24 protein-coding genes, 3 tRNA genes and 1 pseudogene are annotated in these 25,251 nt (G+C 64.4%); 13 read left to right on the forward strand and 15 right to left on the reverse strand.

Annotation, left to right across the window (positions count from 1 at the left end):
- Positions 1-10: 10 nt before the first annotated feature.
- Both J2R76_RS05805 and J2R76_RS05810 read right to left on the reverse strand, forming a co-directional pair.
- Entirely contained in the window at positions 11-1,096 is a 1,086-nt protein-coding gene (locus tag J2R76_RS05805; protein ID WP_141341005.1) for an enolase C-terminal domain-like protein, read from the reverse strand.
- Between the two features lie 18 nt (positions 1,097-1,114).
- On the reverse strand, positions 1,115-2,464 hold the full coding sequence (locus tag J2R76_RS05810) for a multicopper oxidase family protein (RefSeq protein WP_141341015.1): 1,350 nt from the start codon (positions 2,462-2,464) through the stop codon (positions 1,115-1,117).
- A 136-nt stretch (positions 2,465-2,600) separates the two neighbouring features.
- On the opposite strand from J2R76_RS05810, the gene J2R76_RS05815 reads away from it, so the two are divergent.
- The 5 genes from J2R76_RS05815 (at position 2,601) to lon (ending at position 9,553) form a co-directional block, all read left to right on the forward strand.
- Positions 2,601-2,685, forward strand: a tRNA-Leu gene (locus tag J2R76_RS05815).
- Positions 2,686-2,849: 164 nt separating this feature from the next.
- Positions 2,850-4,208, forward strand: coding sequence for a trigger factor (gene tig, locus J2R76_RS05820; RefSeq protein WP_141341004.1), 1,359 nt, complete (start codon positions 2,850-2,852; stop codon positions 4,206-4,208).
- Between the two features lie 240 nt (positions 4,209-4,448).
- Positions 4,449-5,084, forward strand: a complete 636-nt coding sequence (locus J2R76_RS05825; RefSeq protein ID WP_016847729.1) for an ATP-dependent Clp protease proteolytic subunit — start codon at positions 4,449-4,451, stop codon at positions 5,082-5,084.
- A 442-nt stretch (positions 5,085-5,526) separates the two neighbouring features.
- Positions 5,527-6,801: an ATP-dependent Clp protease ATP-binding subunit ClpX gene (gene clpX, locus J2R76_RS05830; protein ID WP_018271869.1), complete on the forward strand. Its 1,275-nt coding sequence runs from the start codon at positions 5,527-5,529 to the stop codon at positions 6,799-6,801.
- A gap of 322 nt (positions 6,802-7,123) precedes the next feature.
- Complete coding sequence (lon, locus tag J2R76_RS05835) at positions 7,124-9,553, forward strand: endopeptidase La (protein WP_028333951.1); 2,430 nt, start codon at positions 7,124-7,126, stop codon at positions 9,551-9,553.
- 65 nt (positions 9,554-9,618) lie between these two features.
- Here lon and J2R76_RS05840 read toward each other — a convergent pair whose 3' ends face one another.
- The 3 genes from J2R76_RS05840 to J2R76_RS05850 all read right to left on the reverse strand — a co-directional run bounded on the left by J2R76_RS05840 (position 9,619) and on the right by J2R76_RS05850 (position 12,291).
- Positions 9,619-10,278: a glutathione S-transferase family protein gene (locus tag J2R76_RS05840; protein WP_141341003.1), complete on the reverse strand. Its 660-nt coding sequence runs from the start codon at positions 10,276-10,278 to the stop codon at positions 9,619-9,621.
- A 131-nt stretch (positions 10,279-10,409) separates the two neighbouring features.
- Positions 10,410-11,621 (reverse strand): MFS transporter, encoded by a 1,212-nt coding sequence (locus J2R76_RS05845; protein WP_092077821.1) that lies wholly within the window; start codon positions 11,619-11,621, stop codon positions 10,410-10,412.
- Between the two features lies 1 nt (position 11,622).
- Positions 11,623-12,291, reverse strand: a complete 669-nt coding sequence (locus J2R76_RS05850; protein WP_028340149.1) for a GntR family transcriptional regulator — start codon at positions 12,289-12,291, stop codon at positions 11,623-11,625.
- 198 nt (positions 12,292-12,489) lie between these two features.
- Here J2R76_RS05850 and J2R76_RS05855 point away from each other — a divergent pair, with 198 nt between their 5' ends.
- Together J2R76_RS05855 and J2R76_RS05860 are read left to right on the forward strand one after the other, a co-directional pair.
- Positions 12,490-12,900, forward strand: a complete 411-nt coding sequence (locus J2R76_RS05855; RefSeq protein ID WP_076825336.1) for a GFA family protein — start codon at positions 12,490-12,492, stop codon at positions 12,898-12,900.
- Between the two features lie 63 nt (positions 12,901-12,963).
- Positions 12,964-13,040 (forward strand) — tRNA-Val (locus tag J2R76_RS05860).
- 163 nt (positions 13,041-13,203) lie between these two features.
- Here the strand turns inward: J2R76_RS05860 and J2R76_RS05865 are convergent.
- Positions 13,204-13,413, reverse strand: coding sequence for a hypothetical protein (locus J2R76_RS05865; protein WP_016847733.1), 210 nt, complete (start codon positions 13,411-13,413; stop codon positions 13,204-13,206).
- 248 nt (positions 13,414-13,661) lie between these two features.
- On the opposite strand from J2R76_RS05865, the gene J2R76_RS05870 reads away from it, so the two are divergent.
- The 3 genes from J2R76_RS05870 to J2R76_RS05880 all read left to right on the forward strand — a co-directional run bounded on the left by J2R76_RS05870 (position 13,662) and on the right by J2R76_RS05880 (position 15,215).
- On the forward strand, positions 13,662-13,943 hold the full coding sequence (locus J2R76_RS05870) for a hypothetical protein (RefSeq protein ID WP_038385060.1): 282 nt from the start codon (positions 13,662-13,664) through the stop codon (positions 13,941-13,943).
- A 23-nt stretch (positions 13,944-13,966) separates the two neighbouring features.
- A complete protein-coding gene (locus tag J2R76_RS05875; RefSeq protein ID WP_141341002.1) occupies positions 13,967-14,272 on the forward strand; it encodes a YciI family protein in 306 nt (101 codons plus the stop codon).
- A 91-nt stretch (positions 14,273-14,363) separates the two neighbouring features.
- The gene (locus tag J2R76_RS05880; RefSeq protein WP_141341001.1) at positions 14,364-15,215 is read left to right on the forward strand and encodes a class I SAM-dependent methyltransferase; all 852 of its coding nucleotides are present in this window, start codon (positions 14,364-14,366) and stop codon (positions 15,213-15,215) included.
- A gap of 161 nt (positions 15,216-15,376) precedes the next feature.
- Here J2R76_RS05880 and pepT read toward each other — a convergent pair whose 3' ends face one another.
- Both pepT and J2R76_RS40770 read right to left on the reverse strand, forming a co-directional pair.
- Entirely contained in the window at positions 15,377-16,633 is a 1,257-nt protein-coding gene (pepT, locus tag J2R76_RS05885) for a peptidase T (RefSeq protein ID WP_141341000.1), read from the reverse strand.
- A gap of 172 nt (positions 16,634-16,805) precedes the next feature.
- The gene (locus J2R76_RS40770; RefSeq protein WP_259171327.1) at positions 16,806-17,129 is read right to left on the reverse strand and encodes an HU family DNA-binding protein; all 324 of its coding nucleotides are present in this window, start codon (positions 17,127-17,129) and stop codon (positions 16,806-16,808) included.
- 307 nt (positions 17,130-17,436) lie between these two features.
- On the opposite strand from J2R76_RS40770, the gene J2R76_RS05895 reads away from it, so the two are divergent.
- A tRNA-Asp gene (locus J2R76_RS05895) sits at positions 17,437-17,513 on the forward strand.
- Positions 17,514-17,629: 116 nt separating this feature from the next.
- On the opposite strand, the gene J2R76_RS05900 is transcribed toward J2R76_RS05895, so the two are convergent.
- From J2R76_RS05900 to J2R76_RS05920, 5 genes are all read right to left on the reverse strand, one after another.
- Positions 17,630-18,934, reverse strand: coding sequence for a hypothetical protein (locus J2R76_RS05900; protein WP_057016460.1), 1,305 nt, complete (start codon positions 18,932-18,934; stop codon positions 17,630-17,632).
- A 156-nt stretch (positions 18,935-19,090) separates the two neighbouring features.
- Positions 19,091-19,282, reverse strand: a complete 192-nt coding sequence (locus J2R76_RS05905) for a hypothetical protein (protein ID WP_076825345.1) — start codon at positions 19,280-19,282, stop codon at positions 19,091-19,093.
- Between the two features lie 14 nt (positions 19,283-19,296).
- Positions 19,297-19,497: a hypothetical protein gene (locus tag J2R76_RS05910; protein ID WP_028333962.1), complete on the reverse strand. Its 201-nt coding sequence runs from the start codon at positions 19,495-19,497 to the stop codon at positions 19,297-19,299.
- 98 nt (positions 19,498-19,595) lie between these two features.
- Positions 19,596-20,240 (reverse strand): haloacid dehalogenase-like hydrolase, encoded by a 645-nt coding sequence (locus J2R76_RS05915; protein WP_141340999.1) that lies wholly within the window; start codon positions 20,238-20,240, stop codon positions 19,596-19,598.
- A 191-nt stretch (positions 20,241-20,431) separates the two neighbouring features.
- Positions 20,432-20,635 (reverse strand): hypothetical protein, encoded by a 204-nt coding sequence (locus J2R76_RS05920; RefSeq protein ID WP_057016463.1) that lies wholly within the window; start codon positions 20,633-20,635, stop codon positions 20,432-20,434.
- Positions 20,636-20,834: 199 nt separating this feature from the next.
- Between J2R76_RS05920 and J2R76_RS05925 the strand changes: the two genes are divergently transcribed.
- Positions 20,835-21,848: a TRAP transporter substrate-binding protein gene (locus J2R76_RS05925; RefSeq protein ID WP_253625990.1), complete on the forward strand. Its 1,014-nt coding sequence runs from the start codon at positions 20,835-20,837 to the stop codon at positions 21,846-21,848.
- Positions 21,849-21,889: 41 nt separating this feature from the next.
- On the opposite strand, the pseudogene J2R76_RS05930 reads toward J2R76_RS05925, so the two are convergent.
- Together J2R76_RS05930 and J2R76_RS05935 are read right to left on the reverse strand one after the other, a co-directional pair.
- Positions 21,890-23,181: pseudogene (locus J2R76_RS05930) on the reverse strand (spinster family MFS transporter).
- A gap of 47 nt (positions 23,182-23,228) precedes the next feature.
- The gene (locus J2R76_RS05935) at positions 23,229-24,419 is read right to left on the reverse strand and encodes an aromatic ring-hydroxylating dioxygenase subunit alpha (protein ID WP_253623817.1); all 1,191 of its coding nucleotides are present in this window, start codon (positions 24,417-24,419) and stop codon (positions 23,229-23,231) included.
- A 130-nt stretch (positions 24,420-24,549) separates the two neighbouring features.
- On the opposite strand from J2R76_RS05935, the gene J2R76_RS05940 reads away from it, so the two are divergent.
- On the forward strand, positions 24,550-25,065 hold the full coding sequence (locus tag J2R76_RS05940) for a MarR family winged helix-turn-helix transcriptional regulator (RefSeq protein ID WP_057016467.1): 516 nt from the start codon (positions 24,550-24,552) through the stop codon (positions 25,063-25,065).
- Positions 25,066-25,251 lie beyond the last annotated feature (186 nt).

Genomic DNA, 25,251 nt, shown 5'->3' on the forward strand with positions numbered 1-25,251 from the left:
AGGATCGCCGCTAGCTGACGAGATACTTCGCGACCGCCGGCTCGTTCCATTCGATGCCGAGCCCGGGGCCCTTGGCGGTCACCGCGCCGTCGACGATTTCGGCGGGCCTTGTGAGGATCGCGCCGGCGAAGTCGAGGAACTCGAGCCAGTGCGCGGTCGGCGTCACCGCGAGCAGATGCGCGCTGACTTCCGCGAACAGATGGCTCGACATCGGGATCGAGGCGGCGTCGGCTTGTCCCGCGACTTGCATCCAGCCGGTGACGCCGCCGACCTTCATCACGTCGGGCATGATGAAGTCGGATGCGCCGGCCGCGATCGCTTCGGCAAAGCCGCGCGGAAACCACCAGTTCTCGCCGGCCTGGATCGGCGTCGGCGAGGTCTCGCGGACTTTTGCGTGGCCGGACAGGCTCTCCTGCGGCACCGGCTCCTCGATCCAGTGCAAATCGTAGGGCGCAAGGCGGGCGATGCGGCGGGTCGCCTCCGCCGGATCGAGCGACTGGTTGAAGTCGATCATCAACGCGATGTCGGGGCCGAGCAGGGCGCGCACGTCCTTCACGACGCGCTCGTCATTGGCGGCATCACCGTCGCCGCCTTTGATTTTTATACCGCGAAAACCCTGGTCGAGCGAGCAGCGCAGCGCGCGCTCATCGGCGACGGGATCGACCACGCCGTAGCTGTCATAGGCCTTGATCGGCTTCGCCGAGCCGCCAAGCAGTTCGACCAGCGGCCGGCCGGCGAGCTGGCCGAGCACATCCCAATAGGCCATGTCGAGTCCGGATACCGCCATGCCGACCAGGCCCTGCCAGCCGAGCAGCCGAAACTTGGCGTCCATTGCCTTGATCAGGTCGAACGGCGCGACCGGCTTGCCGATGAGCTCGCGGCCGATCTCCTCGATCAGATAGGCAAGAGGTTTAAGCGTGAGCTTGCTGTAGGCGAAGATGTAGGTGCGGCCGGTAACGCCTTGGTCAGTCTCGACATCGATCAGAACCAGCGGGCCGGAATCTATCACGCCGAAGGCGTTCTTCACAGGGCGCTTGAGCGGCACCACGACGCTTCGCGCCTTGACTGCGCGGATCGCTGCAACTGTCTGGCTCATGGACGTTTCCTCTTCTTGTTATTGGACACTGTACCATCGGACGAGCCGCGGCGCGGCCCAGTCGGTCGCGACCTGCTCGATCAGGTAGCGGCCCGGATATTCGGCGAGGAAGGCGATGCGCTGGGTCTGGCCCGGCTCGATCGCGAGCGTGTCGAGCCAGAACGGCTTCCAGCCGTCGTCGAGCCGGTCGAGCAGACGGAAGTGATGGCCGTGCAGATGAAAGACGCTGGCGATCGGGCCGCGGTTGGTCAGCGCCAGCACCACCGGCCGGCCGGCTTTGGCCTGAAAGGCCGGCGCGGCCGATGGCTTGAAGTCCGCCGGGCGGAACCATTCGGTCGGCGTACCGAGAGTTAGCTCGAACCTTGCGGCGCTCTTGAGATCGAGCTGGGCGGGCATGTCGTTGCCGGGCAGCGGTGGAGCCGGCGGGAACGGCGCCGGGCGGACCGGCGGATCGTTCGAGACGGCCAGCTTGCCGACCGGGCGGGCCTGCTTGCCATCGTGCAGCAGGATCGGAAAGCTGGTTCCGGCCGGTCCGGCCGCGTCGACGAAGACATCGGTACGGCCGCCGGGAGCCAGTACCAGCGCACCGTTGCGGGCCGGAAACGGTTCGGCCGGCTGGCCGTCGATGGCCATCACACGGACATCGAGGTTCTCCAGCTTGATCGCCAGCACGCTGCGTTGGCTGCCGTTGATGAAGCGGAGTCTGAGGCGGGCATTGGCCGGTGCCGAGATGTCGTATGAGGTTTTGCCGTTAATCGTATGAATTTGCGTCGAATCTTTTGGATCATTGCCGGCCGGGATTGCGCTTCCGTCCGGTCGCAGGCGCCACTCCTCGATCAGCAAGACCTCGTCGCGATCGACCGCGACCGGCGAGGTGCCGGTCACGATCAGCGGCCGCGGCCGTGCCGGCGCCGTGCCGCCATCGCCGAGCAACGGCTCGCACAGAAAGGTGCCGGCATGCCGAAGCGGCAGCTGGAAGCTATCCTTTGCCCCGGCGGCAAGCAGCGCCCGGGAGGCCAGTGGCTCCGCCGCCGCGACGCCGTCGAGCCCGCGGCAATCCAGCGCGGCCGCGACCGGCAGATCATTGCCAAAGGTGACGTCGAGGACCTCGCCGCGCTTGAAGCGGAGGTCGCCGCTGCCGAGCGACCAGACCGGTGTCTCCGGTCCGCCAGGACCCGGTCCGTCCGGACGAAGCGAGATGCGGTCAGGTTTGGCCTGGAGCGCGACCGCGGTCCGGCCCTGCGCCGCGCCGGTGGCCGGCAGAGCGGGGCAAAGCGCCGCGGCGCCGAGGGCGGCGATCAGGTTGCGCCGGGTGAGTGAAAATTCGGGACTTGCGGGAGGACTTGCCATCCGGCCGATGCGGACCATTTTCAAGTGTACCTGTCCAGTCGCGATCGGTCGCAGGGCGGGCTCAACAGCGGCCATTTTTTTGCTGCGAACCGGTGGGCGCATGTTATAAGCCCGGCCGCCCGCGGCATCGCGGCCGGACTGGGATGCTTTTCGCGCGGGCGTGGCGGAACTGGTAGACGCGCTGGATTTAGGTTCCAGTGACGAAAGTTGTGGGGGTTCGAGTCCCTCCGCCCGCACCAAGCGCTTACAGCGTTTGCATGACGAATTCTTGGAGAACCTTTGGCCCCGATGGGGTGAGGGTTCGCCGAACCCACAGACGTTAGGCCGCAAGGCCCATCGTCGAACAGATTGAACACTGCCACGGCCGCTCGGGCCGCGGCAAAAGCGGAAGAAGATTGATACCATGCAGGTCACCGAGACCCTCAACGAGGGATTGAAGCACGAATTCAAGATCAGCGTCCCGGCATCCGATCTCGATGCCAAGGCGGACGCCAAGCTGGTCGACCTCAAGGACAAGGTCCGTCTCAACGGCTTCCGTCCCGGCAAGGTGCCGGTGGCGCATCTCAAGAAGATCTACGGCCGCTCGGTGATGGCCGAGACCATCGACCAGACCATCAGCGACACCAACCGGCAGATCTTCGAGGATCGCGGCTTCCGTCTCGCCGGCGAGCCGAAGATCACGATGCCGACCGAGAAGGACCAGGTCGAGGAATTGCTGTCGGGCAAGACCGACCTGACCTACACCGTCGCGATCGAGGTCGTGCCGCCGATCCAGCTCGCCGATTTCAAGTCGTTCTCGGTCGAGAAGCCGGTGGTCGACGTCTCCGACGCCGATGTCGACGATGCCATCAAGCGGATCGCGGAAGGCAGCCGCCCGTACAATGCCAAGACCGAGGGCGTGGCGGAGAAGGGCGACCGCGTCACCATCAGCTTCAAGGGCACCATCAACGGTGAAGCCTTCGACGGCGGCACCGGCGAGGGCATCCAGGTCGTGATCGGCGCCGGCCAGTTCATCCCGGGCTTCGAGGAGCAGCTGATCGGCATCGGCACCAATGAGACCCGCACGCTGAAGGTCTCGTTCCCGAAGAACTATCTGAACGAGAAGCTCGCCGGCCAGCCGGCCGAGTTCGAGACCACCGCGACGCTGATCGAGGCGCCCGGTGAGACCACGATCGACGACGAGTTCGCCAAGACGCTGGGCCTGGAGTCGCTCGACAAGCTGAAGGAGGCCGCCCGCGAGCGCCTGACGGCCGAGTTCGCCGGCGCCACCCGCCAGAAGGTCAAGCGCGCGCTGCTCGACCGGCTCGACGACAGCCACAAATTCGAGGCGCCGCCGTCGCTTGTCGCCGAAGAGTTCAATCTGATGTGGAACTCGATCAAGGCGGAGATGGACTCGTCCGGCAAGACCTTCGCCGACGAGAACACCACTGAGGAAGCGGCAAAGGAGGAGTACCACAAGATCGCCGACCGCCGCGTCCGCCTCGGCCTCGTGCTGTCGGAGATCGGCGAGAAGAACAAGATCACCGTGACCGACGACGAGGTGTCGCGCGCCGTGATCGAGCGTGCGCGCCAGATGCCCGGCCGCGAAAAGGAAGTCTGGGACTACTACCGCAGCAACGCCCAGGCGCTGGCCCAGCTTCGCGCCCCGATCTACGAGGACAAGGTCGTCGACTTCGTCCTAGAGCTCGCCAGTGTGACCGAGAAGAAGGTCACCAAGGAGGAGCTGTTCAAGGATGAAGACGCCGAGAAAACTGCCGCTTAATTTCGGCACCTCGCGTTAATGATGAACCGCGAAAGCGCGCCTCGCGACGGGTCCCGTCGCTAGGCGCGAAGACGCGAATCAGCTTGAACTTCTGCGACCTGCCCAGGTGGCTAGTGCGGCGAGTTGACGGCCTTGTCGGCCGGAAATTGGCCCATATCTGGGTTAAGCCTTGAGGCAGTAGTCTTGAGCCAAGTAGTCTTGAGCAAAGTTCTGCATCACCCCTAACCCTTGGGTTCTTTCATGCGCGATCCCGTTGAAACCTACATGAACCTCGTGCCGATGGTCGTCGAGCAGACCAATCGCGGCGAACGCGCCTACGACATTTTCTCGCGCCTGCTGAAAGAGCGCATCATCTTCGTCACCGGTCCGGTGGAAGACGGCATGTCGACGCTGATCGTCGCGCAGTTGCTGTTCCTCGAGGCCGAGAATCCGAAGAAGGAAATCTCGATGTACATCAACTCGCCGGGTGGCGTCGTGACGTCGGGTCTTGCGATCTACGACACGATGCAGTTCATCCGTCCGCCGGTATCGACGCTGTGCACCGGGCAGGCGGCCTCGATGGGCTCGCTGCTGCTGGCTGCGGGCGAGAAGGACATGCGCTTCACGCTGCCGAATTCCCGCATCATGGTGCACCAACCCTCCGGCGGCTTCCAGGGTCAGGCCACCGACATCATGCTGCACGCGCAGGAGATCCTGAATCTCAAGAAGCGCCTCAACGAAATCTACGTGAAGCATACCGGTCAGACCTACAAGGCGATCGAGGACGCGCTGGAGCGCGACAAGTTCCTCACCGCCGAGGACGCCAAGGCGTTCGGCCTCGTCGACAAGGTCATCGACAAGCGTCCGGACGATCCGGCCGCCGCGAAGGCGGCCTGATCTGGGCAGGCATCTCGAGGCGTCGGTGTGATCTCCACATTGACGCCTCACATAACCGGCAAAAGCAGGGTGCTGGACCCGCCGGCGGGTGCATGCGCACAGCGGAAAGTTCCGCTTTCGTGCTCATATACCGACGTGGTAATCCCGCAACGTTCCGTGGATTTCGACGCGTATTCCACGTGCGATCGTTGAAAATCACGGTATTGTCACGGTCTTGAGCCGGCCATCCGATTAGCGAATTCTTGATAGTCGGGTGCCAGCATGGTTGGCTGTGATGCATCGGCTATGATCGCGGAGATTCGAATAAACCGTGATCCACACGGTCAGTATTGCGTAAGGGTCTTTTTTGGTACGGAATTTGCTCTATCTACCCAACAGCCCGGTTGTGTGCCGGATTGGGTCGATCTGGCAAACAAGATCGAACGGCGGACGGAGATAATGAATGAGTAAGGTCGGCACGAGCGACGCCAAGAACACGCTATATTGCTCGTTCTGCGGCAAGAGCCAGCATGAAGTTCGCAAGCTGATTGCCGGACCGACTGTCTTCATTTGCGACGAGTGTGTCGAACTGTGCATGGACATCATTCGCGAGGAGAACAAGTCCTCGCTGGTGAAGTCGCGCGACGGCATCCCGACGCCGAAGGAAATCTGCAAGGTCCTGGACGACTACGTGATCGGCCAGAGCCATGCCAAGAAGGTGCTGTCGGTCGCCGTCCACAACCACTACAAGCGGCTCAACCATCAGACCAAGCACAACGACGTCGAACTGGCGAAGTCGAACATTTTGCTGATCGGTCCGACCGGTTCGGGCAAGACGCTGCTCGCGCAGACGCTGGCCCGCATCCTCGACGTGCCCTTCACCATGGCTGACGCGACGACGCTGACTGAAGCCGGCTATGTCGGCGAGGACGTCGAGAACATCATCCTGAAGCTGCTGCAGGCCGCCGACTACAACGTCGAGCGTGCGCAGCGCGGCATCGTCTATATCGACGAAATCGACAAGATCAGCCGCAAATCGGACAACCCCTCGATCACCCGCGATGTGTCGGGCGAGGGCGTCCAGCAGGCGCTGCTGAAGATCATGGAAGGCACTGTGGCTTCGGTCCCGCCGCAGGGCGGCCGCAAGCATCCGCAGCAGGAGTTCCTGCAGGTAGATACCACCAATATCCTGTTCATCTGCGGCGGTGCGTTCTCGGGCCTCGAGAAGATCATCTCCGCGCGCGGCCGCTCGACCTCGATCGGCTTCGCGGCGCAGGTGCTCGCGCCGGAGGACCGCCGCACCGGCGAGATCTTCCGTCACGTCGAGCCGGAAGATCTGCTGAAGTACGGCCTGATCCCGGAATTCGTCGGCCGTCTGCCCGTCGTTGCGACGCTGGAGGACCTCGACGAGACCTCGCTGAAGAAGATCCTGACCGATCCGAAGAACGCGCTGGTGAAGCAGTACCAGCGGCTGTTCGAGATGGAGAACATCGAGCTGACCTTCGCCGACGAGGCGCTTGGCGCGGTCGCCCGCAAGGCGATCGAGCGCAAGACCGGCGCGCGCGGCCTGCGGTCGATCCTGGAGAGCATCCTGCTCGAAACCATGTTCGATCTCCCGGGCCTGGAAGGCGTCGAGGAAGTCGTGATCTCGCGCGAGGTCGTCGAGGGAACGGCGCGTCCACTCTACATCTACGCGGATCGTTCCGACCGCGCCGTCGAGAGCAGCGCGAGCGCCTAAACGGCGCTCGTCCCGACCCGCCAAAAATGCACGGCTGCCGGACGCTCCGGCGGCCGCCGTGGCGCAGCAGCGGCGCCCTTACGGCGTGGCAGCAAATGCTTGTTTAGCCTATATTTCCCGACACTTCTGAGACTTGACACCCCCCCGCCTGATAGCCACCTAATGCTATCGGTGAGGGATCTCATCCGTTGAGATTCGTCGCTTCACGATGCGGAATAAGCGGCTGCCGACGGCATTCTCATTCCGCATCACCAAGGCACCTTGTGGCGGTTGCGCAAGCAGGCGGACTGCGTGCAAGGGGGCACAACAAAAGGATTAGGCCATGACGACCTCAAAACCCCGGCCAACGATCGTCCACGGCGAAAGCCACTCCTATCCGGTGCTGCCGCTCCGCGACATCGTCGTCTTCCCGCACATGATCGTGCCGCTCTTCGTCGGCCGCGAGAAATCGATCCGCGCGCTCGAAGAGGTGATGAAGAACGACGCGCTGATCATGCTCGCGACGCAGAAGAACGCGTCCGATGACGATCCGGCACCCGATTCAATTTACGAGACCGGTACGCTCGCCAGCGTCCTGCAGCTCCTGAAACTGCCCGACGGCACCGTCAAGGTGCTGGTCGAGGGCCTCGAGCGCGCGCGCGTCGAGAAGTATTCCGACCGCAGCGAATATTATGAGGCGACCGCGGTCGCGCTCGCCGACACTGACGCCAACTCGGTCGAAGCCGAGGCGCTGGCGCGGTCGGTCGTGTCCGACTTCGAAAGCTATGTGAAGCTGAACAAGAAGATCTCCGCCGAAGTCGTCGGCGTGGTTCAGGCGATCACCGATTTCGCCAAGCTCGGCGATACCGTTGCCTCGCATCTCGCGGTCAAGATTGCCGATCGGCAAGCGATCCTGGAGACGTTGTCCGTCACGCAGCGCCTGGAGAAGGTGCTGGGCCTGATGGAGAGCGAGATCTCGGTGTTGCAGGTCGAGAAGCGCATCCGCTCGCGCGTCAAGCGCCAGATGGAGAAGACCCAGCGCGAGTATTACCTGAACGAGCAGATGAAGGCGATCCAGAAGGAGCTCGGCGACGACGAAGGTCGCGACGAGCTGGCCGATCTGGAGGAGAAGATCTCCAAGACCAAGCTGTCCAAGGAAGCGCGCGAGAAGGCCCAGCACGAGCTGAAGAAGCTGCGCCAGATGTCGCCGATGTCCGCGGAAGCGACCGTCGTGCGCAACTATCTGGATTGGCTGCTGTCGATCCCGTGGGGCAAGAAGTCCAAGGTCAAGAAGGACCTCGAGGCCGCGCAGGCGGTGCTGGACTCCGATCACTACGGACTAGAGAAGGTCAAGGACCGTATCGTCGAGTATCTCGCGGTGCAGTCGCGCGCCAACAAGCTGACCGGACCGATCCTGTGCCTGGTCGGGCCTCCCGGCGTCGGCAAGACCTCGCTCGGCAAGTCGATCGCGAAGGCCACGGGGCGCGAATTCGTGCGCGTGTCGCTCGGCGGCGTGCGTGACGAGGCCGAGATCCGCGGTCACCGCCGCACCTATATCGGCTCGATGCCCGGCAAGATCATCCAGTCGATGCGCAAGGCGAAGACCTCGAACCCGCTGTTCCTGCTGGACGAGATCGACAAGATGGGCGCCGATTTCCGCGGCGATCCGTCGTCGGCGCTGCTTGAGGTCTTGGACCCCGAGCAGAACTCGACCTTCAACGACCACTACCTGGAGGTCGACTACGACCTGTCCAACGTGATGTTCATCACGACCGCGAATACGCTGAATATTCCCGGCCCGCTGATGGACCGCATGGAGATCATCCGGATCGCCGGCTACACGGAGAACGAGAAGGTCGAGATCGCGCGCAAGCATCTGATCCCGAGCGCGCTCTCCAAGCACGGTCTGGACTCCAAGGAATGGTCGATCGACGACGCGGCCTTGCTCTTGATGATCCGCCGCTACACCCGCGAAGCGGGCGTGCGTAACCTGGAGCGTGAGCTCTCCACACTCGCCCGCAAGGCGGTGAAGGAGCTGATGATCTCCAAGAAGAAGTCGGTGAAGGTCACCGAGGCGAACATCGAAGAGTTCCTCGGCGTTCCGAAGTATCGCTTCGGCGAGATCGACGACGAGGATCAGGTCGGTATCGTCACCGGTCTGGCCTGGACCGATGTCGGCGGCGAGTTGCTCACCATTGAAGGCGTCATGATGCCCGGCAAGGGCAAGATGACCGTCACGGGCAATCTGCGCGATGTGATGAAGGAGTCGATCTCGGCGGCGGCGTCCTACGTCCGCTCGCGTGCGATCGTCTACGGCATCGAACCGCCGATGTTCGACCGCCGCGACATCCACGTTCACGTGCCGGAGGGCGCGACGCCGAAGGACGGTCCGTCTGCCGGCGTTGCGATGGCCACCGCGATCATCTCGGTCATGACCGGCATTCCGGTCCGCCACGATGTCGCGATGACCGGCGAGATCACGCTGCGTGGTCGCGTGCTGCCGATCGGCGGTCTGAAGGAGAAGCTCCTGGCCGCCGCCCGCGGCGGCATCAAGACGGTGCTGATCCCGGAGGACAACGCCAAGGATCTCACGGAGATTTCCGATGCGATCAAGGGCGGCATGGACATCATTCCGGTCTCGCGGCTGGATGAGGTCGTCGCCAAGGCGCTGGTCCGCGTGCCCGCGCCGATCGTCTGGGAAGAGGAGACGAGCAAGGTCGACGTCAAGCCCGATGCTTCCGATGAAGCGTCCGGCGGCCTGACGGCGCACTGAGCGAGCTCAGATCGACATAAGAAAACGGCGCCTTTGGGCGCCGTTTTTGTTTTCGCTGTTCGCGATCAGGTCGGGAAGGCTGCGGCTCTGTCCGCGGCGGCAAAGTGCGCCATCTGATCGGCATGCGCTTTTGCGAAAGCCGGCCGGGCCGTGGCGCGCGCGACGTAGTCGCGACACGCGGGATATTCCGCCAGTCCGTCGAAGCGGTCGACCAGGCGCAGCACATCCGCCATGAGAATGTCGGCGACGGAGAATGGCCCGGCCAGCCATTTGCGGCCCGCGAGCACCGGCTCCATGTACCTGAGCCGGGATTGCAGGAAGCCGTCGAAGCGTGTCCATGCCGACGTGCCGCCGCTCTCGCCCGAGAATACCAGGAGCGACCAGGGCAGGCTCGCCATCTCGACCGAGTTGAGCGCTGCGAACAGCCATTTCAAAGCCTCGTTGCGTTGGTGCGGATCGGTCGGCAGCAGCGCGTCGCTGCGCTCGCCGAGATGCAGCAGGATCGCGCCGCTCTCGAAGATCGAGATGTCGCCGTCGGTCAGCCACGGCACCTGGCCGAACGGCTGGTGCGCGAAGTGCTCGGCGCTCCGATCGCGAAATGGCACGCTCGCAACGCGATACGGCAAGCGCGCCTCTTCCAGTGCCCAGCGCACCCGGAGGTCGCGCACAAATCCCCGCGGCATCTCCGGAACCCAATCGAAGGTGGTAAGCGTCAGGTCGGCCATTGGGGATCTCCATTTGCTGGCTTCACAGCAAAGAACGAACCAATGGCGCGCATTCCGACACCCCGACGGGCTTTTTCGTCGTTGCGGTACGGAACGATCGAGTTGCCGGCGTGGGTACGCCGGCGCCGGAACTAGTCTTTCCTCTCGACGACGAAATTGCCGATCGCGCCGAGTGCCATCAGCACGCTGGTGCCGAGGAACACCGCGGGCATGCCGATATGGCCGCCGATGAAGCCGCCGGCGAGCGGGCCGATCACCTGGCCGGCATATTGCGCCGAGATAGAATAGCCGAGCATGCTGCCGGTGACCGCATCAGGCACGTTGTGCCGGATCACGCTCGCGATGCAGGGCAGGAGGCCGCCGAGCGCGAGCCCCATCAGGAAGCGCAGCAGGATCAACTGCCAGCCGCTGACCACGAAGGCCTGCGGGATCAACAGCAGCGCGGAGACAGCAAGGCAGATGGTGATGATCCGCCAGTGGCCGACCCGATCGGCCAGCTTGCCGAGATGCGAGGACGACAAGAGGCTGCCGAAGGCCGCCGCCGACATCACGAGGCCGGCGACGAACGTCACCTGCGGTGCTTCGACCAGTTGCGCGACATAGACCGTGATGATCGGCTCGATCGACATGTTGGCGACCATCAGCAGCAGGCCGGTTCCCCACATCGCGACGACAGGGCGCTTGTCCGGGACCAGCGACCAGCCGCCACGCGCCTTGCCGCCTTTCGCGGTCTTCGGGCGTGCTTCCTCGCGGATCAAAAAGGTCGTGCCGAGGAAGGTGAAGAAGATGACGCCGCCGATCAGGAAGAAGGTCGCGCGGATGCCGATCAGCCCCGGCAGCACGCCGCCGATCAAGGGACCGACCAGGCTGCCGGCCATGATGCCGGCCGACAGCACGCCGATCGCCCAGCCGGATCGCGCTTTCGGCGTCTGCGCCGCGACCAGCACGGTCGAACCCGACGCGTAGCCGCCGAGCAGGCCGGTCAGCAGCCGCAGGCCGACCAGCTCATAGACGTTGTGCGCCATGCCGATCAGCGACATCGCGATCGCCATGCCGAGGCTGGCGCGGATCAGCATCAGCTTGCGGCCGTAGCGATCGGCGAGCCGTCCCCACAGCGGCGCCGTCAGCGCCGCGCTGAAGAAGGTCGCGCCATAGGCGACGCCCGACCATTGCACGATCGCGGCATGATCGGTCACGCCGAGCTGCTCGACATAGAGCGGCAGGAACGGCAGCAGCAGCGTCATCCCCACGATTGTCGTGAAGGAGCCGAACACGCAGACGATCAAATTGCGTTTCCAGGGGCCCGCGTCGAGCAGGGCTTCGCGATCGACTTCGATGTTCATGTCAGCGCAGCCCGATCACGGCGAAGCCGCGCGCCCGCAGGCCGCGGCGATCCTCGTTCAGCGAACGCAGCAGGCGATCACGGGTATCGGTGATGTGGTCGGCGGCCTCGCGCGCGGCGGCCTCCGGATCGTTGGCCTTGATGAAGCCGAGGATGCGCCGGTGCTCGCGCCAGGCCTGCTCGCGCGACGGCTCGGTCCACACTTCCAGCCAGCGCGCCCGCGACAGCCTCGTCATGGCGCCGGCGATCGCCTTGACGATGAAGGGGTTGCCGGAGAGCCGCGCGATCTCGACATGGAAATCGGTGCCGACCCGATGCCATTCCTCGCGCGGCGCGCCGGACTGGCAGGCATCCAGCATCTCCTCGACGCCGGCGATATCGGCTGCGCTCGCCCGCGCGCAGGCGAGGCGCACCGCCGTCGTCTCCAGCGGAATCCGGAACTCGGCCAGCGCCTCCAGCTCACCGAGGTCGATCGGTGCGACGATCCAGTTGCGGCCGTCGCGGCGCACCAGCTCTTCGCCTTCGAGCCGGACCAGCGCGGCACGGATCGGCGTGCGCGATCCCTCGAACCGGCTCTCCAGCCAGCGCTCGGTCAGTCGCTCGCCGGGGCCCAGGTCGAGCGACAGGATCATCTCCCGGAGCTGGTCATGGATCTGAAGCATCTGCGACATGGCGCCGTCCTTTGGCCGCCTTAGCGGGTACAGAATCTCGGTCTGGCGGGTTTGGTATCCCGATTTGGTATCCCAAACAAGGTGGGTACGGGATACCGGCGTTGCTCCGCAAGGGAAGTGGGCCGAGAGCCAGGCCCCCTGGACGATGGAACCGCGCCCACGGCGGTTGCTTTGTTTGACGGAATTGGAGAGCGCCATATGCGTATCGACGGGCAATGCCATTGCGGGGCTATCACCTATCAGGCCGAGATCGACCCGGAACGGGTCTCGATCTGCCATTGCACGGACTGCCAGGCGCTGACCGGCTCGCCCTACCGCGTCACGGTGATCTGCGACGCCGAACAGGTGCGGCTGACCGGAGGTGCGCCGAAGGTCTACGGCAAGCGGGGCGATAACGGCCGAATCCGCTTCCAGCACTTTTGCGGCGATTGCGGTTCGCCGCTGTTTACGAGTGGCGAGGACGGCGGGCCCGACGACTGGGGCATCCGCTGGGGCAGCATTCGCCAGCGCGGCCAATTGACCCCGCGACGCCAGGTCTGGTGCCGCTCCGCTGCGCCATGGATCAATGATCTCAAGGAATTGCCAGCGCACCCCAAGGACTGGAGCTGACGGATTGAGGTGTTGCGGCCTTGCGCCTCGGGGGCAGGCGAGGCTAAAGAGGCGCGCAGGTAAGGGCGGCTAGCTCAGCTGGTTAGAGCATCTCGTTTACACCGAGAGGGTCGGGAGTTCGAATCTCTCGCCGCCTACCAGCCTTCGCACCTCACGGGCTACGGCTGGGCAAGCCAGCCTGTGAGCACGAATTCATCCGCTTGTTCGGTTCGCAGGGCGAAGGCTGTCGCACCGAAGCTCGAAGAGCGCAGGCGGACCGGCTGCCTGAATGTGCGGGCGTGCTTCCCCGTTTTGGATCCAGCCCTATGGCTGAAGCATCCTGATGGTCGCGATCGGCCACTTCCCGATGTGGCCCTTGATCGAGATGCGCAACCCATGAGATTCGTCGAGAAACACGCCCTCGACGGTCCCTGCGGTTCCATCGGTGAGAACCGCGGCTCGTCCGACCAGCTCGGCCTCCGCTTGCACATGCTCGCGCAGGATGACGGTGGCGCGGTGTTTCACGAGCTGCAAAGCGGCCTCTGGTTGATGAGCCCTACGGAGTAAGGCCATTGCATCGCTCTCGGTGAACGCGCGGAGAGGGCGCGATCCCGGCCGTGGAGTAGTCTCATGGGGATGGCCGGGACCGCGCTTGCTCCGCGCTGGCGTGCCGAATGTCATTCGATCCCCGATGGTGCGAAAGGTGCCGAAAGTCACGCGCTCCGATTTGATGCCGACGCTGCAGCGATGCTATTCTGTCCGCCTAACCGGGAACTTGATGCATGCGCAAACTCGCCGCGATTTTTCTTCTCACCATGATTGCCGGACCCGCATTCGCACAGTCGGATCACGTTCAGCGCTATCGCGAAGAGGTCGAGAAGTCGCCGGCCGATGCGGCCAACGAGGCGCGCCAGCAGCGCGCCTATCAGCGGGCGCTCAGTGGTGTGCCGGATCAGAAGCCGACCGATCCCTGGGGCATCGCGCGCAGCGACGGGCAGGGCGCGCCCAAGGCGAATGCCGCGAAGCCGAAACCGGCCAAGCCCACGAGCGCAGCCGCCAAATAGAGCTCCGAGCGCGGATCAGGTCGATGAAATACTACGTCTGCAAATTGACCGGACCGCGCCCGACCTTTCCTCAGGATATGGCGCCGCAGGAAGCCGCCATCATGCAGGCGCACGTCGCCTATTGCGGCGAACTGCTGCAGGCCGGCAAGGCGCTGGTGTTCGGACCGGTCGCCGATCCCGCCGGGGTCTGGGGACTCGGCGTGCTGCAATTGCCTGACGATGCCGATCCGCAGGAGATCGTCGCCAACGATCCCGTCACCAAGGCCGATGCCGGATTCACCTATCAGCTGATGCCGATGCTGCGCGCCGCGACGCGCGAGACTTGCTAGGGCATGATCCGGAAAAGTGCGAAGCGGTATTCCGAAAAGGATCATGCCCAAGCATGAGACGACAGAAGCTTCCTAACGAGGTTTGGATCGCATGAACGCTGGCCATCCGCAGAACGCCGACCAGATTGCTTATTGGAACGGGCCGGGCGGTCAGCGCTGGGCCACACGGCAGGCCGCGCAGGATATCGTGCTGCAGCCGGTGCTCGACCTCCTGATCGATCGTGCCGCGCCGAAAGCCGGCGAACGCGTCGTCGATGTCGGCTGTGGCAGCGGCGCCTCGAGCTTCGCGCTGGCGGCCAAGGTCGCGCCCACAGGTCACGTGCTCGGCGTCGATGTCTCGGAGCCGATGCTGACGCGGGCGCGGCAGAGCGCGCCGCAGGGTTTGCCGGTGGAGTTCGCGCTGGCCGACGCGACCATCTATCCGTTTGTCAGCGAGAGCTTCGATCTGTTGGCCTCGCGCTTTGGCGTGATGTTCTTTGCCGATCCCGTGACGTCGTTCGCCAATCTGCGCAAGGCGATGAAGCCGACCGGCCGTCTCGCCTTCGTCTGCTGGCAGGAGCCGCGCGAAAATCCGTTCTTCATGACGCCGCTTGCTGCCGTCTACAAGCACGTGCCGAAACTGCCGCCGCTAGGGCCCGAGGATCCCGGCCCGTTCGCGTTCGCCTCCGAGGCCCGGGTGAAGCGGATCCTGGGCGAAGCCGGCTTCTCCGGCATTGCCATGGAGCCGTGCCGGGTTGAGCTTGATGTCGCGACCGGGCGCGGCATCGATGCCGCGATACAGGGCGCGCTCGAGATCGGGCCGGCCAGCCGCGCGCTGGAAGGGCACCCTGATGAGGTGCGCGCTGCGGCGATCGCCTCGATGCGCGAGGCGCTGGCGCCTTTCTTGAAGGGCGATGCGGTGCTGCTGCCCGGCGCGATCTGGATCGTGACCGCGCGGGCATAGAACTCTCGGGACCAAGCACTCCGTCATTGTGCGCGCGAGCAAGCAATCCATCGCGCCGCATATGTGCCAGCATGGATTGCTTCGTCGCTTCAGCGCAAAATTGCTTCGCAATTTTGTCGCCGAGCTCCTCGCAATGACGGAAGAAAAAGGAGCTGCGACTCCTACGCTCGCTCTTCCCAGATCATCGCCAGGTGCACGATGGTCTGCACGGCTTTCTCCATGTCCTGCCGGCTGACCCATTCGAGCCGCGAATGGAACGCGTGCTCTCCGGCGAAGATGTTCGGGCAGGGCAGTCCCATGAAGGACAGCCGCGAGCCGTCAGTGCCGCCGCGGATCGAGGTCTTCACCGGCGTGAGACCGGCGCGCTCGATCGCCTCGATCGCATAGGCCACGATCTGCGGGTGGCGATCGATCACATCCTTCATGTTGCGGTACTGCTGCTTGACCTCCATGCGGTAGGTCGAGCGCGGATAGCCCTTCATGATGTCCTTCACGATGTCTTCCAGCAGCGATTCCTTCTGCTTCAGGCCGGCCTCGGTGAAATCGCGCACGATGAAGTCGATCCGCGCGTTCTCCAGCGCGCCGGAGATCGCGACCGGATGCAGGAAGCCTTCCTTGCCCTCGGTGGTCTCGGGCGAGCAGGTGTCCTTCGGCAGGCGATCGACGATCGCGGCGGCGATCTTGATCGCGTGCTCCATCTTGCCCTTGGCGAATCCCGGATGGGTCGCGACGCCTTCGATGATGATGCTGGCGCCGTCGGCCGAGAAGGTCTCGTCCTCGATATGGCCGGCGGTCTCGCCGTCCATGGTGTAACCGAAATCGGCCCCCAGCTTCTTGATGTCGACCTTGTCGACGCCGCGGCCGATCTCCTCGTCCGGCGTGAACAGGATCTTGATGGTGCCGTGCTTGACCTGCGGATTGGTGATCAGGAAATGCGCGGCATCCATGATCTCGGCAAGGCCCGCCTTGTTGTCGGCGCCGAGCAGGGTGGTGCCGTCGGTGGTGATGATGTCGTTGCCGATCTGGTCGGCTAGCGCTTGGTGCTCGGCGGGGCGGATCACCTGCGAGGCATCGGCGGGAAGCACGATGTCGCCGCCGCGGTAGTTCTTCACGACCTGCGGCTTGACGTTCTTGCCGGTGCAGTCGGGAGAGGTGTCCATGTGCGAGCAGAAGCAGATCACCGGCACTGTCTTGTCGGTGTTGGCCGGGATCGTCGCATAGACGTATCCGTGCGGATCAAGATGCGCGTCGGATATCCCCATCGCCTGCAGCTCGGCGACCAGCAGGCGCCCGAGATTCTTCTGCTTCTCGGTGGAAGGCGTGGTGGGTGAATCCGGATCGGACTGGGTGTCGATCACGACATAGCGCAGGAAGCGCTCGGTGACGGTGTGCTTGAAGTCGAGAGCCGGTGCCAGCATGAAAACCGCGCAAAAAACTGGAGAAAGGAACAATGCGCTTTGGCGAAGTTGGTTCGCGCGAGCAAACCGCGTCAAGGCGAGTTTCGAAGGACACTCCTATAACAGAAAAGCGCCACCCCGGGGCCGCGTCACGAGCCGGAATGGCGCTTTGCCTTAACGGAGAGAGTAGGCGCTAGACGGCTTCCTTCAGCTCCTTGGCGGCGCGGAAGGCGACCTTCTTGCTGGCCTTGATGTGGATCTGTTCGCCGGTCGCCGGGTTGCGGCCCATGCGGGCGGCGCGCTTGCGGACCTGGAGGATGCCGAGGCCGACGATCCTGATGCGCTCGCCCTTCTTGAGGTGCTTGGTGATCCTGGTGACCATATCGGTCAGGATCGCCTCGGCCTGTTTCTTGGACAGCTCCTGCTCTTCGGCGATGGCCGCCGCCAAATGCTTCAGCGTGATCGTCGCCGGTGTCGCTGCTTTCTTCGCCATGTCTGGCCCTCCTCGTTGCTGAATGGCTGGATTGCTGCTTTTCACGCGAATGGCGCGCCGTTCGCGTCGGGAAAATGCGTCCGGACAAGTCCTGAAAACCGCCGGTTCCGGGAACGGCAGCGCCGGGCCGGCCACAGGAAACCCAGACGTATCAGGCCTTATTTGATTCGGGGCTTCGCTGACTACGCCGTTTCCCCTGAAAACAGGCGACAACCCGCGTATGTGCCGCGAAAATGCCGATGCTGTGCAGGGATCCGCAACCTCCTTGACTAACCGGATGCGGGCCTTTATGCCCTCGGTCCTGCGCGGATCAATCCGACGATCGGCATCCGCGGGAGTAGCTCAGTTGGTTAGAGCGCCGCCCTGTCACGGCGGAGGCCGCGGGTTCGAGTCCCGTCTCTCGCGCCATTTATTTCAATGACTTAGCAGCGTGTTTGGCCCGAAACCATTGGTCCCTCTGGACCGGTGCCATAACGAGTTGCCTGCCCTCCTGTTCACTGCACCTGGCGAACTGCCGCGACAGCTCAGGACGCCGCGAGGCCGACAACGCTGACGGGTTGAGCGGCCTGCTCGAGCCTGACCGATAATGCCACGCGCTGTTCGGGCGTCAGCCACCACAGCAGGAACAGCAGTGCTATCCCGTTCGACAGCAGGCCTGTCGTGAGCGGCACGTTCATGATCGCCTGAACTGCGATGCCGGACGAAACCGCGATGAAGCGCGGCGACAGGTGCTTTGAGACCATCGATCCCACCGACAGGATCAGGCCGCAGACGAAAGCCGACACCGGGGCGAGCGCAAGACCGACCGATGCGATGCCCTCGGTGGCGAGGAAGGACGCGTTGAAATTGCCGTCCTGATAAATCGCTCCGAGGGTCGGGCCGAGCTCGCCGTACGGGCAGGCGGTTATGTATCGCAGGACGGTGATCTGGCAGAACCGGGTGAGTTCGCGGTGCGCAAAGAAGTCGGCGTATTGATCGAGCGCGAGTGACGGGATCGCGACGAAGCGCAGATTGATGGTGCTGAACACGATGTAGGTCTTGTCGGACACGAGGACGGCGAAAGCCAAAAGGCCGACGATCATCGGGATCAGAAATGCGAGCACCGTGGCCAGCCGCGGGTCGAACCGGCCGTACAGCCAGAACAGAAACGGCAGCCAGATCGGCAACAGAAGGACGGTCTTGTTGTTGACGACGGGATAGAAGCAAAGCGCAAGCAGCAGCACCCCGGCCGCCGGCATCCACCGGCTGCGCGATGCGAAATGCGCGAACAAATAGGGCAGGACCGCGCCGGTCATGATTCCGGTGAGATAGTTCAACAGCGCCGGGCGCACGACGGCGGTGCGGGCTGCGCCATAGGGATTGCCAAGATTGGCCCCGTAGGAGATGTCGGCCACCAGCACGGCGAAGCACGACGCCAGCAGCAGAATCGCGATGCGCTTGACGGCCGCCTCGGACAAATCGGGCCGCCAAACCGGGATATTCTGTAACATCAGAGGGATCATCGCTGCGGCCAGCGCGGCGATCATGGCCCAGCGGGCGATGGCGTGCGGATAGTCGAAGGCGCTGAAGAAGCTGAGCCAGACGAAGCCGAACACGGCTGACAGCAGCGAGAAGCCGACCAGATAACCGAAGCTGAATCGTGCCGCGACGAACGCCGGGACGAACGCGACCATGATGGTGATGCCGAGGACGGCCTGCGCGGTGATGCCGGATCGCCAGACATGCATCGCCGGGAATGCGTGCCCACAGGCGATCATCGAGGCGACGCTGAGGACGAAGAACCCGGGGATCGTGACCCCGACAACCAGGTCACCGCGCGTCAATGTCATCGGTCCGTCCGAATCCGAAAGCTGCCAGGCAGCTAGCCGGTCGGCCCTGGACGAAGCAAGTTAAGCAATATCTCGGTCTGTGTTGTTATGTTTCTGCCTGGCCATTCGTCTCCGCGATGCCCTACGAATTCACACAACGGCAACGCCCTGCCTTGATCAGGCAAAGAATGCGGCGACCGCGTTGAGGTCGGATTGTCCCGGTGCATCGCCGCGCAAATTGGCGTCGATGATGCGGCGGCAGGCGTCAACCGTGTGGGTGTCGCCCAATTCGTTGGCGGCCTCGAGGATCGACCAGACCGTGTCCAAGGGAACGTCGCTCTGCGTGGTCGCCTTCGGGTCTGACAGCATTGGCGGGGCCGCGGTTAGAATTCGAACAGGTCACGGCCGCGCCGCGCCAAATTGTGCAGGTCCGCCACCGTGCCGCGCACCGCGTTGCAGCGGCGGCATTCGATGATGGTGTCGCCGGATGCATGCGCCGGATCGGCGACCTTGATCGCCAGGCTGCCGCAATCCGTGCAGATGATCTTGAAGCCGGTTGAAATTACTTGCTGCTGCAAATTCATTGTGGCCTGCGCCTTTGTTGACGCCGACCTTAGCCGGGCAACTTTTAAGACTGGGGTCGCGGAGCGGATTGCAATCGAACAACCGCGTTAGGGCGCGGTTAAGATTTCGCTGCGGTCGCGCGGCCCTGCAAATGCAGCGTCGGCCTGCCGAGCCCGGCCGCGGCGGCGCGCACGGCATCGCGGGCATTGACGGTGATGATGCCGGCGGCGTGGGCCCAGACCGCGAGGTCGGAGGCGCTGTCGCCGGCGTAGATGAAGCCCCCGGGAAATGTCCTTTGCAACAGGTCGGCCTTGTTGGCGCCCTTGAGATTATGTTCGCCGTCGGAGGCAAGCACCTGGTCGATCCAAGGCAGACGCGACGCCAGCTTCTGAGCGAGCAGCGCGTCGGCCGCGGTTGCCAGCACGATGCGGCGGCCGGCCGCGTTCTCGCGCTCGGCCAATGCGACGACGTCCTGGTGCAGTTCGATCCGGCTCCAGTCGATGCGCTGGCGCTGTGCGAGCCGGCGCTTCAGCGCCGCGCGGCCGCGCGTCAGCCAGGCGGCGCATGACACGACGATCAGCGGATTGCGGCGCAGGATCGAGACGAAGCTCAGATAGAGCAGGTCGCCCGTGATCAGCGTGCCGTCGAGGTCGAGCACCAGCGGCAGCGATGCCGGGAGGCCGAGCAAAGGGGGCGACCCGTCGGTGCGGGAAGCATGCTGCGGCTTCGCAATGTTGTCGCCGGCGAGGCGAGGTTCAGTCATTCGCGGCGCTCAGCCGGGTTGCGACCTTGCACACGTCGATCGCGCGCACTCCGGTCTCGGTGGTCCACAATCGCCGTAGCCGAACCTGCTCGCAAAGGCCACACCGTCCTGGTCCGAGCTTGAGACGATCAGGACCAACAAGAAAGGCCGCCCAGGGGCGGCCGTTGTGTCTGCCGAGGCTTGAAAGCGTCTTAGCGGACCGTGGAGGTGCCCGACGAGGTGATCGCCACCGGCTTGCCAGCCTTGATGACCTGCGTGGACTGGGCAGTCTGGGTGAAATCCGCGTTGTTCCGGGCCGAAATGCCGAGCGCCGCGATCCCGATCCCCGCAATAAGGGCAACCACCACAATCTTGAGATGGGTCGCGCGGTCAGCTGAATGGATCGAGTGGTTCATGGTCGCCTCCGGGCGTCTGTGCGCCGTCTATGGCAGGTACTGGTAAGGCCCATCTGTTTCCGGATCGTTTCGTGAGTTCCGGGAAATGGTTTCGTGCCACGGGCGGATTGGTTTCACCGTGCCTTGCGTCACACTGCCGGCCGGCTAAAACTGCCCCAGGCGCGGAAATGCGCTTGGGAGAAAAACAATAATGAAAACAATGAGACTAACCCGGCGCCGGGTCCTTGGAACCGGCTCCGCGGCACTCGCCGCCACGATGTTTGGTAAGCGCGCCGTTGCGGCGGCCGAGTTCGACTTCAAGCTCGGCGTCAACACTCCGGAAACCCATCCGCTAACAATCCGCCTGACTGAGGCCGCCAAGGCGGTCGGCGCGCAGTCGTCCGGCCGGGTCAACATCACGGTGTTCGCCAACAGCCAGCTCGGAGGCGATCCGGAGATGCTGTCGCAGGTCCGCGCCGGCGGGATCGAGCTGCTGGCCGCGCCCAGCATGACGCTGTCGACGCTGGTGCCGCTATCGGGGCTGCCCAGCATCGGTTTCGCCTTTCAGACCTACGACCAGGTCTGGGCGGCGATGGACGGCGGCGTCGGCGACCTCGTGCGCGAGGCGATCACGAAGACCGGCGTCGTGCCGCTGAAGAAGGTCTGGGACAACGGCTTCCGTCAGATCACCTCGTCGTCGAGCCGGCAGCTCAACAGCGTCGACGATCTCAAGGGTTTCAAGATCCGCGTGCCGGTGACGGCATTGCTGACGTCGCTGTTCTCAGGGCTTGGCGCGCTGCCGTCGAGCATCTCCTACAGCGAACTCTATTCGGCGCTGCAGACCCACATCGTCGAAGGGCAGGAGAACCCGCTGGCGCAGGTCTCGACCGGCAAGCTCTACGAGGTGCAGAAATTCTGCGCGCTCTCGAACCATTGCTGGAGCGGTTACTGGATCCTCGGCAACCGCCGCGCGATGGCGGCCCTGCCGCCCGATCTGCTCGAGCTCATCAATGCCGCGTTCGACGCCGCGGCGGTGAAGGAGCGCACCGATCTGGTCGAGATGGACCGCTCGCTGCAGGCCGAGCTGACCGAGAAGGGCATGACCTTCAACAAGCCCGATCCCGTGCAGTTCAGGGCCGCGTTGGTGAAGGCCGGCTTCTACACGCAGTGGCAGAAGACCTACGGCGCGGACGCCTGGGCGGCGCTGGAGAAATACACCGGCAAGCTGACGTGAGCGCAGCCTGACATCACGCGCCGGCTCGGCTGAGACGGGTGCTAGCTCGCGCGCGCGATGTCGGCGCGGATCGCGCGTGCCGCCAACACGAACAGCAGGGCACCGAGCGTCGTCGTGAGCGCGGCCGACAGCAGCGAGTAGCGAACCGCATCGACGCCGTAGGTGCCTTTCAGCGCGTCATTGATCATGCCGACGGCGAGGGGGCCGACGCCCTGGCCGAAGCAGGTCGCGGTCAGCAGCACGATCGCCGAGGCCAGCGCGCGCATGCTGGGTTTTGCCACCGTCTGCGCAATCGCGAAGATCGGGCCGAGATGAAAGCCGACCATGAACGAGGTCAGCGCCAGCGTCGCGACCATCAGCGTGAAGCTTTGCGTCAGCATGCACAGCGCGAACACCGGGCCGGCGAGACCGGACATGATCGCGGGCGCCCACAGCTTCCAGCGGTCGTCGCGACGGCCGATCTGCGCCACCACGAGGCCACCGATCAGCGTGCCCGCCATGCCGGCGAGACCCTTGAAGGTGCCGGCATAGGTGCCGATCTCGGCGCTGGTGAGGTGATGGATCCGCGCCAGGAACGGCGGGATCCACACCGCGGTGGCGTAGTTGGTGTAGGTCATCAGACAAGAGCCGATCAGCACGATGACGAAGCTCGGCTGCGATACCAGGAAACGCAGCGTCGGCCCCAGCGGCTCGGCCTTGAAGGTCTCGGCCATCGCGCCGTGCTTCGGCTCGGCGATCGTCAGCCACAAGACGGCGGCGAGCGCGATGCCGGGCAGGCCGGCGGTGAAGAACGCCATCCGCCAGCCATAGTGCTGGTTGACATAGCCGCCGATGAAATAGCCGAGGAAGACGCCGAGATAGGTGCCGATCGCGTAGATGCCGAGCGCGCGCGGTCGTTCGTTCTTGTCGAAGAGATCGGCGATCATCGATTGCGAGGCCGGCGTGCCCGCCGACCCCCGATGCCGACGCCGACCCGGGCCAATGCCAGCGTCGTGACGCTGGAGGCGAGGCCGCAGAGATAGGTCATCGCGCTCCAGAACGCGAAGGCGACCGCGACGATGTTGCGGCGGTTGAGGCGATCGGCCATCCGCGCGATCGGAATGCCGAGCAGCGAATAGAACAGCACGAAACCGAACCCGGCGAGCAGGCCCATCGTGGTGTCGCTGAGCGTGAACTCCTTCTTGATCGGTTCGATCAGCACGTTGAAGATGGTGCGGTCGAGGAAGTTGAGGGCGTAGATGATCGTGAGCAAGGCGAGGACGTAGTAGCGGCGCGCCGAGGGCGCGGCCGCAGCTTGCGTTGGCGCGGCCGCCTGCGGTGCGACATCGACCATCACTTCCTCCCCCGATCTTCTTTGTTGTTGTTGCTTGCGCGCGGGCCTTACGCCTCGCGGATGTAATTCCCTGCCTCGAATTCGACCGGCCTCGTGTCGGCGTCGAACGACACCCCGATCGGGTCGCGGCCGGTGGCCATGGCCTCGAGCTGGTCAGCGAGCATCCGGCGGATCATCAGGATGCCGCGGTCGCTCTGGCCAAAATGCTCTTCGGAATGGATCGTCACCGCTCCCTGGCCGACCTGGGCCTCGTAGTCGCCGGGAAATTGCTGGTGCTCGGCCTCGGTCATGTCCCACCAGAACTTGCCGTTGAACTTCGAGCGCATCCGCCCGATATCGCCCGCGTTCTTGACCCGGCCGGCGACGTAGATGCGGAACGAGGTGTCGTCGATCGGCAAGGTCCAGCCGATCGATTCGACGCGCGCGAACTGCGCGACGCGCGGATTGGGCACGACGCGGAGTGTGGGGAGGGCGGCCTCGGTGACGCGATAGAACACCTTGCCGTCGTCCTGCCTGCGGATCGAACGCACCGTGATGCCGCGCGGCGACATCTCGAACTTCACGTCGAGCATCGAGGCCATCATGTTGGTGAACTGCGGCCCTGAGAACGAGCCGTGCAGCACCGGCACATGGTAGGGGTCGGCGACGTTCTCGAAATGCTGCAGCCAGTTGCAGGGGATCACGGCAGGGCCGCCGCCGCCGATCGAGGAATCGTCGGCCTCGACGAACTCGCCGTCGTCCATGTTTTCCAGGCACTCGTAGCGCGGCAGCACCGGCCTTTTCCCGGCCGGCCCCATATAGGCGAAGATCAGGCCGTAGCGTTCCTGCACCGGATACCAGGGCTGGCGCACCTTGTCCTTGAACAGGCCGCCGTCGGGCTCGCAGGGGTGTTCGAGGCAGCGGCCCTCGGTGTCGAATTTCCAGCCGTGATAGCAGCAGCGGATACCGTCTTCCTCGACCTTGCCGTAATAGAGCGTGGTGCCGCGGTGGCAGCAGCGCGCATGTAGCAGGCCGGCCCGGCCATGCCGGTCGCGGAACAGGATCAGGTCTTCGCCAAGTGCGCGGACTTTTCTGGGGATATCGGAGGCGTCACCGGTGAGGCCGACCGGCTGCCAATACCGGCGCAACAGCTCGCCCATCGGCGTGCCGCGGCCGACCGAGGTGAGCTCGGTCCGGGTGCTCGACGGCTTCATCGCATAGGCCGTGCCGAGATCGCGGTCCCGCTGGGTGATCGTCATGTTGTCCTCCCCGCCGCTGGTCGGGCGCCGGCGGCTGATCTATCGTTGACTAAGTCAACGATAGATAGATGACAATGTCAACGATATCGTTGAGCTTGGCAGCGCGCGGCTTTGTTGGCAGAGGTTGGTGATGACCGAGAAGCTCAGGACTGAGAGGGCCTTGCCGCCGGAGGCCGTTGTCGATTCCGAACTGGCGCCGATCACCGCGATGATGTCGTCGCGGCTGATGGTGCTGGCGAACCTGCTCAGGCGCGGCGCGATGCTGCGCTACAAGCGCCTGACCGGCCTGTCCTCGGTCGAGTTCGGGCTGGTCGCCTCGCTCGGCCGGCGGCCGCCGATGAGTGTGGTGCGGCTCGCCGAGGCCGTCGGCATGGACAAGGGGCAGATCAGCCGGGCGCTCGCCGAGCTCGTGGCGCGCAAGCTGGTGGCGAAGGCGGCCAATCCGCGCGACAACCGGGAGACCCTGGTCTCTCTCACCAAGGCCGGCCTGGCAGCCCATGATGCCATCGTGGCCGGCGCGCAGGAGCGAAACCGGCACCTGCTGGAACAGCTTGCGCCGGGGGATCTTGAGCTGCTGCTCGGACACATCGATCGGCTCACCCTGACCGCCGCCGAGATGCTCGCTGCCGAGCGGGGGCTGGGCTGATATGGGGAGAGCGCAGGGCACCGGATGGCCGCCGCGGCGTTGCCCATGGAGGCAAGCGCATCCGCCTGATGAGGCCAAGAGCCCGCGGGAAGGACGGTAAAAGCGTCAAAATAGCTTGTCTTGCGCCCCCTGTTGCGCTGCGCTAAAGCCTCAAGAACAATTCCAATCAACGAATCTGCGGCATGT

It is taken from the genome of Bradyrhizobium sp. USDA 4532 (assembly GCF_024171315.1).
In the GTDB taxonomy this organism is placed as follows: Bacteria; Pseudomonadota; Alphaproteobacteria; order Rhizobiales; family Xanthobacteraceae; genus Bradyrhizobium; species Bradyrhizobium australafricanum.

Excerpts from the sequence above, each read along its gene's own strand:
- J2R76_RS05805 (WP_141341005.1), bottom strand. The coding sequence starts at position 1,096 with ATGAGCCAGACAGTTGCAGCGATCCGCGCAGTCAAGGCGCGAAGCGTC.
- J2R76_RS05810 (WP_141341015.1), bottom strand. The coding sequence starts at position 2,464 with ATGGTCCGCATCGGCCGGATGGCAAGTCCTCCCGCAAGTCCCGAATTT.
- tig (WP_141341004.1), top strand. The coding sequence starts at position 2,850 with ATGCAGGTCACCGAGACCCTCAACGAGGGATTGAAGCACGAATTCAAG.
- J2R76_RS05825 (WP_016847729.1), top strand. The coding sequence starts at position 4,449 with ATGCGCGATCCCGTTGAAACCTACATGAACCTCGTGCCGATGGTCGTC.
- clpX (WP_018271869.1), top strand. The coding sequence starts at position 5,527 with ATGAGTAAGGTCGGCACGAGCGACGCCAAGAACACGCTATATTGCTCG.
- lon (WP_028333951.1), top strand. The coding sequence starts at position 7,124 with ATGACGACCTCAAAACCCCGGCCAACGATCGTCCACGGCGAAAGCCAC.
- J2R76_RS05840 (WP_141341003.1), bottom strand. The coding sequence starts at position 10,278 with ATGGCCGACCTGACGCTTACCACCTTCGATTGGGTTCCGGAGATGCCG.
- J2R76_RS05845 (WP_092077821.1), bottom strand. The coding sequence starts at position 11,621 with ATGAACATCGAAGTCGATCGCGAAGCCCTGCTCGACGCGGGCCCCTGG.
- J2R76_RS05850 (WP_028340149.1), bottom strand. The coding sequence starts at position 12,291 with ATGTCGCAGATGCTTCAGATCCATGACCAGCTCCGGGAGATGATCCTG.
- J2R76_RS05855 (WP_076825336.1), top strand. The coding sequence starts at position 12,490 with ATGCGTATCGACGGGCAATGCCATTGCGGGGCTATCACCTATCAGGCC.
- J2R76_RS05870 (WP_038385060.1), top strand. The coding sequence starts at position 13,662 with ATGCGCAAACTCGCCGCGATTTTTCTTCTCACCATGATTGCCGGACCC.
- J2R76_RS05875 (WP_141341002.1), top strand. The coding sequence starts at position 13,967 with ATGAAATACTACGTCTGCAAATTGACCGGACCGCGCCCGACCTTTCCT.
- J2R76_RS05880 (WP_141341001.1), top strand. The coding sequence starts at position 14,364 with ATGAACGCTGGCCATCCGCAGAACGCCGACCAGATTGCTTATTGGAAC.
- pepT (WP_141341000.1), bottom strand. The coding sequence starts at position 16,633 with ATGCTGGCACCGGCTCTCGACTTCAAGCACACCGTCACCGAGCGCTTC.
- J2R76_RS05900 (WP_057016460.1), bottom strand. The coding sequence starts at position 18,934 with ATGACATTGACGCGCGGTGACCTGGTTGTCGGGGTCACGATCCCCGGG.
- J2R76_RS05905 (WP_076825345.1), bottom strand. The coding sequence starts at position 19,282 with ATGCTGTCAGACCCGAAGGCGACCACGCAGAGCGACGTTCCCTTGGAC.
- J2R76_RS05910 (WP_028333962.1), bottom strand. The coding sequence starts at position 19,497 with ATGAATTTGCAGCAGCAAGTAATTTCAACCGGCTTCAAGATCATCTGC.
- J2R76_RS05915 (WP_141340999.1), bottom strand. The coding sequence starts at position 20,240 with ATGACTGAACCTCGCCTCGCCGGCGACAACATTGCGAAGCCGCAGCAT.
- J2R76_RS05920 (WP_057016463.1), bottom strand. The coding sequence starts at position 20,635 with ATGAACCACTCGATCCATTCAGCTGACCGCGCGACCCATCTCAAGATT.
- J2R76_RS05925 (WP_253625990.1), top strand. The coding sequence starts at position 20,835 with ATGAGACTAACCCGGCGCCGGGTCCTTGGAACCGGCTCCGCGGCACTC.
- J2R76_RS05935 (WP_253623817.1), bottom strand. The coding sequence starts at position 24,419 with ATGACGATCACCCAGCGGGACCGCGATCTCGGCACGGCCTATGCGATG.
- J2R76_RS05940 (WP_057016467.1), top strand. The coding sequence starts at position 24,550 with ATGACCGAGAAGCTCAGGACTGAGAGGGCCTTGCCGCCGGAGGCCGTT.